At 71.9% G+C, this 13,983-nt stretch carries 13 protein-coding genes; 4 read left to right on the forward strand and 9 right to left on the reverse strand.

Annotation, left to right across the window (positions count from 1 at the left end; all coding sequences use genetic code 11):
* Positions 1-43 precede the first annotated feature (43 nt).
* The 3 genes from ACIRD7_RS22800 to ACIRD7_RS22810 all read right to left on the reverse strand — a co-directional run bounded on the left by ACIRD7_RS22800 (position 44) and on the right by ACIRD7_RS22810 (position 2,662).
* Positions 44-1,222: an ArsA family ATPase gene (locus ACIRD7_RS22800; protein WP_403456033.1), complete on the reverse strand. Its 1,179-nt coding sequence runs from the start codon at positions 1,220-1,222 to the stop codon at positions 44-46.
* 69 nt (positions 1,223-1,291) lie between these two features.
* Positions 1,292-1,732 carry an SRPBCC family protein gene (locus ACIRD7_RS22805; RefSeq protein WP_403456034.1) on the reverse strand — a complete coding sequence of 147 codons (441 nt, stop codon included), beginning with the start codon at positions 1,730-1,732 and terminating at the stop codon, positions 1,292-1,294.
* Between the two features lie 132 nt (positions 1,733-1,864).
* Positions 1,865-2,662 (reverse strand): metallophosphoesterase, encoded by a 798-nt coding sequence (locus ACIRD7_RS22810; protein WP_403456036.1) that lies wholly within the window; start codon positions 2,660-2,662, stop codon positions 1,865-1,867.
* A 310-nt stretch (positions 2,663-2,972) separates the two neighbouring features.
* Here ACIRD7_RS22810 and ACIRD7_RS22815 point away from each other — a divergent pair, with 310 nt between their 5' ends.
* On the forward strand, positions 2,973-4,769 hold the full coding sequence (locus tag ACIRD7_RS22815) for an AMP-dependent synthetase/ligase (protein ID WP_403456037.1): 1,797 nt from the start codon (positions 2,973-2,975) through the stop codon (positions 4,767-4,769).
* An 87-nt stretch (positions 4,770-4,856) separates the two neighbouring features.
* Here ACIRD7_RS22815 and ACIRD7_RS22820 read toward each other — a convergent pair whose 3' ends face one another.
* On the reverse strand, positions 4,857-5,999 hold the full coding sequence (locus ACIRD7_RS22820; RefSeq protein WP_403456039.1) for a glycosyltransferase family 4 protein: 1,143 nt from the start codon (positions 5,997-5,999) through the stop codon (positions 4,857-4,859).
* Positions 6,000-6,120: 121 nt separating this feature from the next.
* On the opposite strand from ACIRD7_RS22820, the gene ACIRD7_RS22825 reads away from it, so the two are divergent.
* On the forward strand, positions 6,121-7,356 hold the full coding sequence (locus tag ACIRD7_RS22825; protein WP_403456040.1) for a glycosyltransferase 87 family protein: 1,236 nt from the start codon (positions 6,121-6,123) through the stop codon (positions 7,354-7,356).
* Positions 7,357-7,373: 17 nt separating this feature from the next.
* Here ACIRD7_RS22825 and ACIRD7_RS22830 read toward each other — a convergent pair whose 3' ends face one another.
* The 5 genes from ACIRD7_RS22830 to ACIRD7_RS22850 all read right to left on the reverse strand — a co-directional run bounded on the left by ACIRD7_RS22830 (position 7,374) and on the right by ACIRD7_RS22850 (position 12,730).
* Positions 7,374-8,564, reverse strand: a complete 1,191-nt coding sequence (locus ACIRD7_RS22830) for a hypothetical protein (protein WP_403456041.1) — start codon at positions 8,562-8,564, stop codon at positions 7,374-7,376.
* Between the two features lie 32 nt (positions 8,565-8,596).
* Positions 8,597-9,553 carry an NlpC/P60 family protein gene (locus ACIRD7_RS22835; RefSeq protein ID WP_403456044.1) on the reverse strand — a complete coding sequence of 319 codons (957 nt, stop codon included), beginning with the start codon at positions 9,551-9,553 and terminating at the stop codon, positions 8,597-8,599.
* Between the two features lie 309 nt (positions 9,554-9,862).
* Entirely contained in the window at positions 9,863-10,894 is a 1,032-nt protein-coding gene (locus tag ACIRD7_RS22840; RefSeq protein WP_403456046.1) for an NlpC/P60 family protein, read from the reverse strand.
* 211 nt (positions 10,895-11,105) lie between these two features.
* Positions 11,106-12,449 carry an NYN domain-containing protein gene (locus ACIRD7_RS22845; protein ID WP_403456047.1) on the reverse strand — a complete coding sequence of 448 codons (1,344 nt, stop codon included), beginning with the start codon at positions 12,447-12,449 and terminating at the stop codon, positions 11,106-11,108.
* Positions 12,450-12,490: 41 nt separating this feature from the next.
* A complete protein-coding gene (locus tag ACIRD7_RS22850) occupies positions 12,491-12,730 on the reverse strand; it encodes a hypothetical protein (protein ID WP_062702813.1) in 240 nt (79 codons plus the stop codon).
* 152 nt (positions 12,731-12,882) lie between these two features.
* Between ACIRD7_RS22850 and ACIRD7_RS22855 the strand changes: the two genes are divergently transcribed.
* Both ACIRD7_RS22855 and ACIRD7_RS22860 read left to right on the forward strand, forming a co-directional pair.
* Positions 12,883-13,650, forward strand: a complete 768-nt coding sequence (locus ACIRD7_RS22855; protein WP_403456050.1) for a rhomboid family intramembrane serine protease — start codon at positions 12,883-12,885, stop codon at positions 13,648-13,650.
* Positions 13,647-13,928: an Lrp/AsnC ligand binding domain-containing protein gene (locus ACIRD7_RS22860; RefSeq protein WP_328428302.1), complete on the forward strand. Its 282-nt coding sequence runs from the start codon at positions 13,647-13,649 to the stop codon at positions 13,926-13,928. Before ACIRD7_RS22855 ends, ACIRD7_RS22860 begins: the two co-directional genes overlap by 4 nt.
* Positions 13,929-13,983 lie beyond the last annotated feature (55 nt).

The following is a 13,983-nucleotide window of genomic DNA, read 5'->3' on the forward strand; positions in this document are numbered from 1 at the left end:
TACGGTTCGTCTCTACGACGTTACCCGAACGGGCGTAGCTGCTTCACCGGGTCCGGGGCCACAGATCCGGATCCGGCGCGAACCGGATCCGCAGCTCGCCGTCACGCAGCGCGGCCCCGTCCACGGCGCACCGGCGCAGGGCGGACGGCAGCGGCACGATGCGCCGGAACTGCCCGGCGGTGACGACGAGTTCGCCGCCGCGCCGGACGAGGTCGAGCTCGTCGCGGGCGGCGCCGGGCAGCGGCAGGTGCCAGACGAGGACGCCGTCCTCGGCGAGCCGGTCGGTGACGGGCCACTCGACGGTGGACGACGTGGCGTTGACGGCGGGGACGGCGAGCGCGGCGAGGTCGTCGGCGCCGCGCGGGTCCCGTCCGAGGTGGGCGACGCCGTGGACGTCGTAGCCCTCCGCCCGCCACTCCTCCAGGACCTTGCGCTGCTGGGCGACGGGCCCGGCGAGCCAGCTGCCGGGCGCGGCTTCCGTCTCCGGCAGGACGCGGTTGGCGATCAGCAGGTCGGGGCGCAGACCGCGCAGGGCGAGGGCGAGGCCGGCGGCGCGCACGGCGTCGGCGCCGCCCGGTCCGGGTTCGGCGACGAGCCGTACCACGGTGTGCCGGTCGGCGACCACGGCCTCCACGGCGGCCAGCTCCACGTCCCAGCGGGCGGCGGTCTCGTACAGCCACTCCGCGGGCATCGGGACGCCGGCCAGCCGCCCGAGGACGGGGCGCAGCGCGCGGGCCGCCTGCCGCTCGGGCGGGAGCAGCCGGCGCAGATAGCGGCGCAGTTCCTCGGGGAGGGAGAGCAGGGCGAGGGCGTGCGAGGTGGCGGGCAGGTCGACGACGAGGAGGTCGTGGGCCTCGGCGAGCGCCGCGTCCCGCAGGGCGCGGAGCAGCGAGAGCTCCTCGGCGCCGGGGAGCGGGGTGACCTCCTCCGGGTCGAGCCGGGAGGCTCCGAGGAGGTCGAGGGCGGCGGTGGCACGCTCCTGGAAGGCCTCGAGGTCGTCCCGGAACCCACCGGCGGCGTCGGGGCGCCAGGCGGTGAGGTTCTCGGTGACCGCGGTCGGCGCCGGTCCCGTGCTCACGCCGAGCGCCGCGCCCAGGGTGTCGGTGCGGTCGGCGCCGAGGACGAGGGTGCGGGTGCCTTCACGGGCGGCGGCGAGCGCGGTGGCGGCGGCGACGGTGGTACGGCCGCTGCCGCCGGGGCCGGTGATCAGGATGGTGCGCATGGGGGTGAACCGTAACGGACGTCGGAGTTCGGGCCGGTTTCGCGTACCCCCACGTACCGCCGCGAACCGTTACTTACCCGACTCCACCCGCTTCTTCAGCCCCGCCAGCGCCCGGTCGATGATGACCTTCTCGGCCTTGCGCTTGATCATGCCGAGCATCGGGATCTTGACGTCGACCGTGAGCTGGTAGGTGACCTCGGTCGACCCCGCGCCCGCCGGCTTCAGGAGGTACGAGCCGTCCAGGGAGCGCAGCATCTGGGACTTCACCAGGGTCCAGGAGACCTCGTTCTCACCGGTCCAGGTGTACCCCAGCACCTGGTCGTCCTTGATCGCCCCGGCGTCCATGACGAGCCGGACCTGCTCGGCGCGGCCCTGGTCGTCGGTCTTGAGGACCTCCGCCTCCTTCACCTCGCCGGTCCAGTCCGGGTAGCGGGCGAAGTCGGCGATCACCCCCATCACATCGGCCGGTGCCGCCTCGATCGTGATGCTCGAGCTGGTGTGTTCCGCCATCGCTGTGGCTCCTCCAGATGCGGGCCGGTAGGAAGTCATGGTGCGCACGCGTGCGCAGCGTGAAGGCTACCGCGCGCCCGGCCGGCCGAGTTCACCCCCACCTGCGCAGCTGTCCGGAACCCGGTGCGCCGCTCACCATTCCAGCGCCCACGGCTTGCCCGAGGCGGCGAAGTGCCCCACGTTCACGCACTCGGTCGCCCCGATCCGCATCCGCGGGGCGAGCGGCTGGTGGACATGGCCGAACAGGGAGTAACGGGGACGCGTCCGGCGAATCGCCGCCAGCAGCGCCTTGCTCCCCCGCTCGAAACGCCGCGCGACCGTGTCGTAGACCAGCTCCGGGACCTCCGGTGGGATGTGCGTGCACAGCACGTCCACCTCCCCGACGGCCTCGATCTTCGCCGCGTACTCCTCGTCGCCGATCTCGTACGGCGTGCGCATCGGGGTGCGCAGGCCGCCGCCGACGAAGCCGAAGGTCCAGCCGCCGATCTCGACCCGCTGCCCGTCCAGCACGGTGGTGCCCGGCCCGGCGTACTCCGGCCACAACGGCGGCATGTCGACATTGCCGTAGGTGGCGTACGTCGGCGTCGGGAACGCGGCGAACAACTCGGCGTACTGCTTGCGCACCGCCTTCTCGATCGCGGCCCGCCGGTCCGAGCCGATCCCGGCCCACAACCGCGCCCCGAACGCCCGCGCCTCCTCGAAGCGCCGGGCGGTGCGCAGTTCCACGATGCGGTCGGCGTTCTCCACCCCGAACAGGTCGGGGAAGATGCCGCGCGAGTGATCGGCGTAGTCCAGGAACAGCACCAGGTCGCCCAGGCAGATCAGGGCGTCCGCGCCCTCACCGGCCCTGGCCAGGTCGCGGGCGTTGCCGTGCACATCGCTGACCACATGGACGCGCGTCCTGCTGTTTCCCGTCGGTGTCGGTGCCATGACGATCAAGGGTAGGCGTGTGCGGCATACGTGAACAGTGGCGGCCGAACCGACGGTTACTGGCCAGTTGTCAGACCGCTCGACTACTGTGCGCGCAGAAGCACCAATTCGTGAAGCACCAGCCGTGTGACGCAGCGAACATCTCGCCGGGACCCCCTGTCGAAGAAGCCATACCGGCGGGTAACGTCCGGTCGGTCCAGTCGTGCTCTGGATTTCAACATGTGAATCCGCGAGCACTTGCCCGAGCCTTGGACCGCACCGTCGCATCACACAACGTCGTGGCGCCGGCGCCCTATGAGGAGCAGCAGTCTTGCGCGAGTTCAGCCTTCCGGCTTTGTACGAGGTCCCTGCGGACGGGAATCTGACCGACATCGTCCGCAGAAACGCCGCGCAGCACCCGGACGTGGCCGTCATCGCCCGCAAGGTCGGCGGTGCCTGGCAGGACGTCTCTGCCACCACCTTCCTCGCCGAGGTGCGCGCGGCCGCGAAGGGGCTCATCGCCGCCGGGGTCCAGCCGGGCGACCGGGTGGGCCTGATGTCCCGCACCCGCTACGAGTGGACCCTGCTGGACTTCGCGATCTGGTCCGCGGGCGCGGTCACCGTCCCGGTGTACGAGACCAGCTCGCCGGAGCAGGTGCAGTGGATCCTCGGCGACTCGGGCGCGACCGCCATGATCACGGAGCTGGACGGGCACACCGCCGCCGTCGAGTCGGTGCGCGACCGGCTGCCCGCGCTCAAGCACGTGTGGCAGATCGACGGCGGCGGCGTCGAGGAGCTGGGCCGGCTCGGCCAGGACATCAGCGACGCGGCCGTCGAGGAGCGCAGCTCGCGGGCGAAGGCCGACGACCCGGCGACCATCGTCTACACCTCGGGCACCACCGGCCGCCCGAAGGGCTGTGTGCTGACCCACCGCAGCTTCTTCGCGGAGTGCGGCAACATCGTCGAGCGGCTGCGGCCCCTGTTCCGCACCGGCGAGTGCTCGGTCCTGCTCTTCCTGCCGCTCGCGCACGTCTTCGGCCGCCTCGTGCAGGTCGCGCCGATGATGGCGCCGATCAAGCTGGGCACCGTCCCGGACATCAAGAACCTCACCGACGAGCTGGCCTCGTTCCGCCCGACGCTGATCCTGGGCGTCCCGCGGGTCTTCGAGAAGGTCTACAACTCGGCGCGCGCCAAGGCGCAGGCCGACGGCAAGGGCAAGATCTTCGACAAGGCCGCGGACACGGCGATCGCCTACAGCAAGGCGCTGGACACCCCGTCCGGCCCGGCCGTCGGTCTGAAGATCAAGCACAAGGTCTTCGACAAGCTGGTCTACAGCAAGCTGCGCGCGGTGCTCGGCGGCAAGGGCGAGTACGCCATCTCCGGCGGCGCCCCGCTGGGCGAGCGGCTCGGGCACTTCTTCCGCGGCATCGGCTTCACGGTCCTGGAGGGCTACGGCCTGACCGAGTCGTGCGCCGCGACCGCCTTCAACCCCTGGGACCGCCAGAAGATCGGCACGGTCGGCCAGCCGCTGCCGGGCTCGGTCGTGCGGATCGCGGACGACGGGGAGGTGCTGCTGCACGGCGAGCACCTGTTCAAGGAGTACTGGAACAACCCGGGCGCGACCGAGGAGGCGCTGGCCGACGGCTGGTTCCACACCGGTGACATCGGCACCCTCGACGAGGACGGCTACCTCCGGATTACCGGCCGCAAGAAGGAGATCATCGTCACCGCGGGCGGCAAGAACGTCGCCCCGGCCGTGATCGAGGACCGCATCCGGGCGCACGCGCTGGTCGCGGAGTGCATGGTGGTCGGCGACGGGCGGCCGTTCGTCGGCGCGCTGGTCACCATCGACGAGGAGTTCCTGGAGCGCTGGTGCGCCGACCACGGCAAGCCGGCCGGTTCCACCGCGGTCTCGCTGCGCGAGGACGCGGACCTGCTCGCCGCGATCCAGTCGGCGGTCGACGACGGCAACGCCGCGGTGTCGAAGGCGGAGTCGGTGCGCAAGTTCCGCATTCTGCCCGCCCAGTTCACCGAGGACTCGGGTCACCTGACGCCGTCGCTGAAGCTCAAGCGCAACGTCGTGGCGAAGGACTACGCGGACGAGATCGAGGCGATCTACCAGAAGTAGCCCCGCTGGCACACGAGTTCACGGCGCGGGTCCTCGACGAGGGCCCGCGCCTTCGTGTGACGTCCGGTCAGCTGCCGGGAACCTGCGTCACAGCAGAGCTTTGAGCTTCTCCGCCAGCAGGTCCCAGCGCCACTTCTCCTCGACCCACTCCCGGCCCCGCTCCCCCATCCTGCGGCGCAGCTCGGCGTCGCCGAGCAGGGCGACGACCCGCTCGGCGGTGTCCTCCACGGAGCCGCCCCGCACCACCCAGCCGGTCTCCCCGTCCAGCACCGCGTCCGGCGCCCCGCCCGAGTCGCCCGCGACGACCGGCAGCCCTGTCGCCGAGGCCTCCAGGTAGACGATGCCGAGACCCTCGACGTCGAGGCCGCCCCGGCGGGTACGGCACGGCATCGCGAAGACGTCGCCGGCGCCGAAATGGGCGGGCAGTTCGGACCACGGCACGGCGCCGGTGAAGCGCACGGAGCCGGCCACCCGGGTCTCGGCCGCCAGCTTGCGCAGCTCGCTCTCGTAGGGCCCGCCCCCGACGATCAGCAGCACGGCCTCCGGCTCGGCGGCCAGGATGCGGGGCATGGCCAGGATCAGCGTGTCCTGCCCCTTGCGCGGCACCAGCCGGGACACGCACACGATCACCGGCCGGTCGGTCAGCCCGAGCCGCGCCCTCACCTCGTCGCCGCCCGATCCCGGATGGAACGTCTTCTCGTCGACCCCCGGCGGCAACTGCACCATCCGCGAGGCGGCGTCCGGCGTCAGCGCGGTCGCGATCCGCGAGCGCGTGTACTCGCCGAGGTAGGTGATGGTGTCCGTCGACTCCCCGATCCGCCTCAGCAGCTGCCGGGCCGCGGGCAGCTGGGCCCACCCCGCCTCGTGACCGTGGGTCGTGGCCACCAGCCGCTCGGCGCCCGCCTTGCGCAGCGCCGGGGCCATCAGGCCGAGCGGTGCGGCGGCCCCGAACCACACCGACGTACAGCCGTGCTCGCGCAGCAGCCCGACCGCGCGCCGGGTCGCCCCGGGCGTCGGCAGCAGCATCGTCGTACGGTCCCGTACGACCGTGGAGGGCTGCTCGGCGTCGAAGGCGGCCGTGGCCTCGGCGCCCTCGCGGCCGCGCTTCCAGGTGGAGGCGTAGACGACCAGCCGCTCGGGGTCGAGCCGCAGCGCCATGTTGTGCAGGAACGCCTGGATGCCGCCGGGGCGGGGCGGGAAGTCGTTGGTGACGATCAGGGTCTTGTGCATCGCCGCGAACCTTACCGAAGCCGCTGTTCACAGCCCGGGCCCGGCCACGTCTGTGGCCCGCACACAGCTGGACACGACATCATGTTCCTTTCAAGGCGGGAAGCGAACGGCAGGGGATCCGGTGGAGACGACGGGCACGCGGCTGTCCCTGGCGTGGCTTCTGGGCGTCTGGGCGCTGACCAGGGTGGCCCTGCTGCTGTTCGTGTTCAAGGTGTACGTCTTCCCCGGCCCGGACGTCACCAGTGACGTGTCGGTGATCTACCAGGGCTGGTACGAGGTGCTGCGCACCGGAACGTTCCCGCTGCACGACGTCACCTGGCAGTACCCGCCCGCCGCGGCCCTGCCGGTGCTCTCCCCCGCGCTGGTGTTCTGGCTGGACTACCCGTCCGCCTTCTTCGTCCTGGCCTTCACCGCCGACCTGGCGGTCCTGCTGCTCCTGCTGTACGCGGGCCTGCGCCCCGGCCTCACCCCGCGCGGGGCCTGGGTGTGGGTGGCGGGCGTACCGCTGCTCGGACCGACCGTGTACGCGCGCTACGACGTGATGGTCACCGCGGTCGCCGTGGCCGCGCTGCTCGCGGGTGCCCGCCATCCCCGGCTGTTGGGGGCGCTGGCGGCGTTCGGGGCGATGCTGAAGGTGTGGCCGGTGCTGCTGCTGGTGGCGGCCCGTGGGCGCCGCGCCTGGGTGTCCGCCGTACTGACCGCCGGCGCGGTGTCGGCCGGCTTCGCCCTCGCCATGCCCGGCGCCTTCACCTTCCTGACCTTTCAGCGCGACCGGGGCACCGAGGTGGAGTCCCTGGGCGCGCTGGTCTTCCATGTGGCCCGGCAGTACGGCTGGGAGGGCCAGGTGCTGCTGAACTACGGCTCGGTGGAGTTCCTCGGCCCGTACGTCGACGTCGTCAGCACCGCCGCCCTCGCCCTGAGCGGGCTCGCCTTCGGGTGGCTGGTGCTGTGGCGGCTGCGGGCCCGCCGCTTCCAGCCGCACACGCTCGCGGACGCGGCGTTCGTGGCCGTGCTGATGTTCGTGACCACCAGCCGGGTGATCAGCCCGCAGTACCTGGTGTGGCTGGTCGGTCTCGCGGCGGTGTGCCTGTGCTTCCGCGAGAGCCGGATGAGAATCCCGGTCGCCCTCGTCCTCGCGGCGTGCCTCGTCACGGTCCTGGAGTTCCCGGTCTGGTTCGCGCACGTCGTCGCGAGCGACGCCCTCGGGGTGAGCCTCCTGTTCGCGCGCAACGGCCTGCTGGTCCTCGCGACCGTCCTCGCGGCCCGCGTGCTCTGGCGCGCGACGGCGGTCCGAGCGGCCCCGGTCCTCGTGCCGGCCCAGCCCACCCGCGCCAGGGAAACGTCCCTGCCCTCCTGAGAGCGCACGGTCCCGGTTCAGCCGAGCTGCGCGAGCAGGTACTGCCGCCACTGCCCGGTGAACTCCTCCAGCGATGTCCCGAGCACGTCCTTCAGCGCCCCCTCGACCGCCCCGGCCCGCCGCTCGTGGGCGCCCACCGCGCGGTAGAACTCGGCGAGCCTGACCTCGCCCCAGTGGTCGGCGATCATGCGGCAGGCCATCCAGCCGCCCTCGTAGGCCCGCGCCAGCCTGGTCGCGTCGCCCGCGAAGCCGAAGTCCGCGTCGGACGGGAGGCCCAGCGGTGTCTCGCCGTCGGACACCGCGCGGTGCAGTTCGGGGGCCGCCTCGGACGCGGAGCGGCCGCTGCCGAGGTAGCCGATCCAGTCGGCGTAGCCCTCCGAGAGCCACAGCGGGGTGGCGGCGGTGGTGTGGGCGCGGGTGGCGACATGGGTGGTCTCGTGGGTGAGGACGACCTGCTTGCCGGTCTCGCCGAGGACGCCGTACGCGTCGGGGTTGAGGATGATCCGGTCCGCGGGGGCCGTCGCGGGGGCGCCGGTCTCGCCGGTGGTGACCGCGGCGATCCCGCGGTAGGAGGAGGCGGGCGCGCCGAGCAGCCCCGCCATGCCGGTCAGCGAATCCGGTACGAGGACGACGACGTGCCGGGCCCAGTCCGGGCCCCACGCCTGGGACACGGCCGGCACCGCGTGATCGGCCAGCCGCGCGTAGCGGCGCAGCCGGTCGGCGGGCTGTCCGACGCCCAGGACGAGGCTGTCCGCGCCGCGTACGACGCTCACCTCGCCCTGGTCCCACAGCTGCTGCGCGGAGCCCTTCGCGGGCCGCTCGGACTCGACGTACCAGTGGCCCTGCGCGTCCAGCGCCAGGCTCAGCGTGCGGCCGACCCGGACCGGGGAGCGGTCGTAGCCCTCGACCCGATAGCGCAGCTCGACGTCGGCGAGGGCGGTGTCGCCGGTGCGGCGCAGGCCGGTCAGGTGGTACGACCAGGCGGCGAGGGGCACCGCCCGCAGGTTGTCGAACCGGTCCCGTGCGCCCGTGCGCAGATACGCCGCCTCGTCACGGCCGACCGTCGCGGCGGCCCGCCGGTCGAGCAGGCTCTGGACGTCGGCCTTGGCGCTGTCGGTCGCGGGCCGCCCGCCGCAGCCCACCAGGCCGACGAGCAGCAGGCACAGCGCCACGACGACCCGCGTTCCCGACGCCCATCGACCAGCCACTTCCCGATCGTACGGCGGCAGCGGCTTTCGGGTCAGACCCTGGTGACCGTCGCTCCGGGGATCATGCCCACCGGGTCGTAGCGCACGGGCGCTCCCGGGTAGGGCGCGTGGATGACCTGGCCGTTGCCCATGTACATCCCGACATGGCTGGCGTCGGAGCGGTAGGTGACGATGTCGCCGGGCTGGGCCTCGGAGATCGGGACCTGCCGCCCGGCGTACCGCTGCCCCTGCGAGGTGCGGGGCAGGGAGACGCCGGCCTGGGCGTACGACCACTGGACCAGGCCCGAACAGTCGAAGCCGGAGGGCCCGTTGGCGCCCCAGATGTACGGTCTGCCCAGCGCCGACTGGGCGGCGGCGACGGCGGCCGCCGCGCGGCCCGAGGCGGGGACGGCGCCGCCGAAGCCCTCGAAGCCCGGCATGCCGGAGCGGCCGGAGCGGGAGGCGCGGTCGTAGGCGGCGCGGTCGCTCGCGGTGAGGGAGTTCAGCAGCCGGCGCGCCTCGGCGAGCTTGCGCTCCACGGTCCGCTTGTGACCGGCGACGGCCTTGCGGCTCTTCTCCAGCTCGACGAGCTTGCCGGCCGCCTCGCCGCGCTCCTGGGCGAGTTGGCGCATGGCGTGCTGGAGCTTCTTCAGCTCGCCGGCCTGGTGGGCGCTGATCCGGGCGAGCGCGGCGGCCTTGTCGAGGTAGTCCTCGGGGTTGTCGGAGAGCAGCAGCGCTAGGGAGGGGTCGAGGCCGCCGGAGCGGTACTGCGCGCCGGCCAGCGAACCGAGCACCTCCCGCATGGAGTTGATGTCCTCCTGCTTGCGCGCGATCCGGTCCTGCGCCCGGCTCACCTGCTCACGGAGCTGGTCGGCGCGCTCGTCGGCCCTGTTGTAGGCCTCGGTGGCTTTCTCGGCGTCCTCGTAGAGACGGTCCACCTTGGCCCGGGTGTCGTCCTGTGGCGCGGCCGTGGCCGACGTGACCCCGAGGGCCGCGGCGGCGGCCGACATGACGCAGAGCGCTGCGCCCGCGCCCCGGTCGAACCCGGGCGATGCAAGACGACGATGGGACACCACGGGAAGCCGCTCTCCTTCCGCTGGCGGACAGGGACCTTCCCCGGTGGCCGGAACACCGGCGACGGGGAAACGCGGCAGACAGTAGCTCCGTGCGGGGGCCGCGACCAACGACCGCCGTGAGCACACAAAGTGACGCCCCGCCTCTGACGCAGGTCATGGGCGGGGCGTGGGGTCAGTCGGCGGTGCCGTAATTCCCTCGTTCGGGCGGCACGCTGTGTTGATCTTGCGGGCGCTCGGCCGGGATCAGATGCGGACGCCGAACTGGAACGGCATGTTGTTGATCGACTCGTAGCGGACGACCGTGCCGCTGCGCGGGGCGTGGATGATCTGGCCGTTGCCGGCGTAGAGGCCGACGTGGTGCAGGTCGCCGTAGAAGATGACCAGGTCACCGACCTTGAGCTCGCTCATCGACAGGTGCGTGCCGGCGCTTGCCTGGGCCTGCGAGGTGCGGGGGATGGAGACACCGGCCTGGGCGTAGGCCCAGGAGGTCAGGCCCGAGCAGTCGTAGGAGGCGGTGCCGGTGGCGCCGTAGACGTACGGCTTGCCGAGCTGGCTCTGGGCGGCCTGGAAGGCGGCCATGGCGCGGCCGGAGGCGGAGCCGGTGTTGCCGAGGTCGACGCGGTCGGCGGAGGAGCGGCTGGCGCGCTCCTCCTGCGCGGCGAGGGCGGCCTTCTCGGCGGCCGTGAGGCTGTTGAGCAGCTTCTGGGCCTCGGCGAGCTTGGCCTGGACTTCCTTCTTCTTCTTGCCCAGTTCGGTCCGGGTAGAGGAGAGGTCCTTGAGCTTGTCGGCGGCCTCGGCGCGCTGCTGGGCGAGTTCGCGCTGCTTGTCCTGGACCTTCTTCAGCTGGTCGACCTGCTGGGCGCTCAGCTGGTCCATCGTGGAGGCCTTGTCCAGGTAGTCGTCCGGGTCGGACGACAGGAACAGCTGGACGGAGGAGTCGATGCTGCCCGTGCGGTACTGGGCGGCGGCCGCCAGGCCCATCGAGTCGCGCAGCTCGTTCAGGTCTTCCTGACCGCGCGCGACGTTGTCCTGGATGGTGGAGATCTCCTTCTGGAGCTTCTCCTGCTTCTCCTTGGCCCCGTTGTACTTCTCGGTGGCCTGCTCGGCCTGCTCGTAGAGCTTGTCGACCTTGGCCTTGACCTCGTCCTTGCTCGGCTTCTCGCTGGGGGCCGCGTTGGCCGCCTGCGAACTGATGGCCACGGCTGCAGCCGCCGCGGTGGTGAGCACGGTCACGCGCGCTCGGCTCGGCTGCTTCGGTCGACGGTGGGACGCCACTGAGGTGAAACCCTTCTTGTGAGTGATCACCCGCTCGGAGGTTCGACGCCAGACCCTAGTGACCCTCTTGTGATCAGATCAAATCCTCACAGGAAAAATCTCGTCACACACATCATTCTTTACACACAACTCACATGGCGTGATGCGCGGTTGACGCTACGTTGCGTGACGGACCTGCCAATTCGGGCATTGGGTCCGTACGTTGGCCTATCTAGGACAGGCGCTTCAGAAGCACCGCAGAAGCCACCGGTCGGGCGCCGGCCTTGGCCACCCCGTCGGCGACCTCGCGGTCGGTCGAGGCGACGATGACCGGCCGGCCCGGCGGCTCGGCGCGCACCAGCTGGCGGATCAGCTCGTCGGCGGTCACACCGGGCTTGGAGAACAGCACCCGCACCCCGCGCGGCGGCGCGAGCAGGACCGGCGCGGCGAGTTCGGCCCCGTCGAAGACACAGGTGACCTCGGCGCCGGTCTGCGCGGCGAGCTGCGAGAGCTGGCCGAGGAGCCGCAGGCGCTGCTTCTCCAGCGGCATCTGGGGATAGCCGGTCTTGGTGACGTTGTAGCCGTCGACCACCAAGTGCGCCTGGGGCAGGGCGAGGAGCTGGTCGAGGATCGCGGGGTCGTCCTCGGACAGCGCCCGCGCGGCGATGTCCTTCGGGGTCATTCGTCCCGGTTCGACCGCGTCCACCGTCTCGGCGGGTCGTACGGACACCGGCGGCAACGCCAGTTCCCGGCGCAGCCCTTGAGTGGCGTCCAGAAGGGTGTCCAGAAGCAGCCGGACGCGCATGTCCTCGACACTGCGCCCCTCGCGTGCCGCTCTGCGCGTGGCCTCCAGGGCGGCCTCGGCCTCCCCGAGCCGCGCCTTGAGCCGCCGGGTCTCGCTCTCGGCCGCGGAGACCTGCGCGTGGCCCTCGGCGCGCACGCCCTCGATCTCGCCCTGGACCTTGCGCAGGGCGGCCTCGCCGCGCTTGACGTCGCTGAGGGCGGAGCGCAGCTTCCGGTGAAGCGATTCGGCTTCCTTCTTCGCCGCGTCCAGCTCGGTGCGCAGCCGCTCGGTCTCGTCCCGGGTGTGCTCCCGGGCGTGCGCCAGCTCCTCGCGCAGCCGCTCCAGCTCGGCCCGGGTCTCCTCGTCGGCGCGCTCGGCGTCGGCGCGCTGGGCCTCCTCGCCGGCCGCCGTGACCAGCTTGACCCAGCCGGTGGGCCGCAGAACATAGGCCGCGGCCGCCACGTCGAGCGGGTCCGCGGCCGCAGGCGCCGAGCCGGAGTCGAGGGCGCCGGTCAGCTCCGGCTGGGCCTCTCTGAGCTTCTCCCCGATGCGCTGGCGGAACAGCGGATCCGTCTCCATCGCGGCGGCCATCGCGTTGCCGGCGAACTTGGCCCGCCGGTTCGGCGCGAATCTGGCGTACTGCCGAAGCTGCGCGGGCAGTTCGCCGACGGTCAGCCCGCCGAAGCCGTCGGACACGATCTGGACGACCCTGCGCCGCACGCCGTCGGGCAGCGGACGGTCGAGCACCTCAGCGGCGCCGTCGCCCGGCCCCCCGCCTTGTGTCTCCACCATCCGTCACACCCCACTATCCGTGCGGGGGCCGTCCCCCCTCGTCAGGAGCCGGCGCCCGGCCTGTCCACGAGTTCCACCTTGTCCACCGCGTTGCACCAGCGGCAGCGCACCGACTCGATCGTCTCACTGAGCACCTCGCGCTCCTCGACCTTCGGCTCGCCGGCCAGATCGAGGTGGACGTACTCCACGACCTTGGACGAACGCGTCACGTCGAACCGCGTGAGATTGCCACAGAGGGTGCAGCGCCACCGCGTCGTGGCGGTCGGCAGGGGAACCGTCATCGTGACCGTCCACTTCCTTCCAGTGTCCGTGACCGGAGTCCCCGGTGCGTGTGGCTCGTAACCCTACGGCCTGGCGGGTACTCGCCGCCCGTCCGTCCCCGGCGGCGAGGCGCTCTGCGCGGCTGCGTCCCGTTACGTCATGCTCTGTGTTCATGATCGGCAACTGGAGCGTGGCGTGTTTCGGAGCCCGGTGCGGCAGAGCGGGCCGATCGGTCCGAGCCGTCCTGCGCTCGTCGACGCCGGTGACGTACGGGCTGATCGTCCTGTGCTGCCTGCTGTTCCTGGTGGGCCCGGCGGCGGGGCTCAATCCGGTGTACGGCTCCGGCGAGGGGCTGGCGGCCGCACAGCGGGCCTACTTCCACCGCTGGGGCGTCGTGCCCGAGGAGCTCTTCGAGGGCTCGGCGCGGGCCGCCCTCACCCCCGCGACGGCCCTCTTCGTGCACGGCAGCTGGGTGCACCTGCTCGGCAACATGCTCTTCCTCTACGTCTTCGGCGTGATGACCGAGGAACGGATGGGCCGCGTCCAGTTCACGCTCTTCTACCTCGGGTGCGGCTATCTGGCCCTGCTGGGCTACGCCGCAGCCAACGACGACTCCACCCAGTCCCTGGTCGGCGCGTCCGGGGCGATCTCGGCGGTCCTCGGCGCCCTGCTGTTCCTCTTCCCCGCGGCGCGGGTGACAAGCCTGCTGCCGTTCCTGTTCTTCCTGCCGCTGCGCTTCCCGGCCTGGGTCGTGCTGCCCTTCTGGGTGGCGCTGCAGTGGGTGGCCGCGGGGCGTGCGGGCCAGGGGCCGGGGGTGGCGTATCTGGCGCACCTGGTGGGCTTCGGACTGGGCTTCGGCTACGCGTGGGCCCGCTTCGGGCGGCCGACTAGAGTGAAAGCCGCCCCAGCTCCGGCCCCCGAGGGAGAGAACCAGCCGTGATCACCGCGATCGTCCTGATCAAGACCAGCGTGGACCGGATCCCCGAGATCGCGGAGCGGATCGCTTCGCTGGAGAGCGTGACCGAGGTCTTCTCCGTCACCGGCACCTACGACCTGATCGCGATGGTGCGCGTGAAGGAGCACGAGGACCTGGCCGAGGTCATCCCCGGGCGGATCAGCAAGATCCCCGGCGTCGAGGGGACGGACACGCACGTGGCGTTCCGTACGTACTCGCAGCACGACATCGAGGCGGCCTTCGCCATCGGCCTGGACAGCTGAGACCCGGTGCACGGCTCAGGATGAGGAGTTCCTCGTCCTGAGCTCGTCGTCGCCG

It is taken from the genome of Streptomyces sp. NPDC093568 (genome assembly GCF_044764945.1).
In the GTDB taxonomy this organism is placed as follows: Bacteria; Actinomycetota; Actinomycetes; order Streptomycetales; family Streptomycetaceae; genus Streptomyces.

Excerpts from the sequence above, each read along its gene's own strand:
- ACIRD7_RS22835 (WP_403456044.1), bottom strand. The coding sequence starts at position 9,553 with ATGTCGGCCGCCGCCGCGGCCCTCGGGGTCACGTCGGCCACGGCCGCG.
- ACIRD7_RS22855 (WP_403456050.1), top strand. The coding sequence starts at position 12,883 with ATGATCGGCAACTGGAGCGTGGCGTGTTTCGGAGCCCGGTGCGGCAGA.
- ACIRD7_RS22800 (WP_403456033.1), bottom strand. The coding sequence starts at position 1,222 with ATGCGCACCATCCTGATCACCGGCCCCGGCGGCAGCGGCCGTACCACC.
- ACIRD7_RS22820 (WP_403456039.1), bottom strand. The coding sequence starts at position 5,999 with ATGCACAAGACCCTGATCGTCACCAACGACTTCCCGCCCCGCCCCGGC.
- ACIRD7_RS22845 (WP_403456047.1), bottom strand. The coding sequence starts at position 12,449 with ATGGTGGAGACACAAGGCGGGGGGCCGGGCGACGGCGCCGCTGAGGTG.
- ACIRD7_RS22810 (WP_403456036.1), bottom strand. The coding sequence starts at position 2,662 with ATGGCACCGACACCGACGGGAAACAGCAGGACGCGCGTCCATGTGGTC.
- ACIRD7_RS22850 (WP_062702813.1), bottom strand. The coding sequence starts at position 12,730 with ATGACGGTTCCCCTGCCGACCGCCACGACGCGGTGGCGCTGCACCCTC.
- ACIRD7_RS22805 (WP_403456034.1), bottom strand. The coding sequence starts at position 1,732 with ATGGCGGAACACACCAGCTCGAGCATCACGATCGAGGCGGCACCGGCC.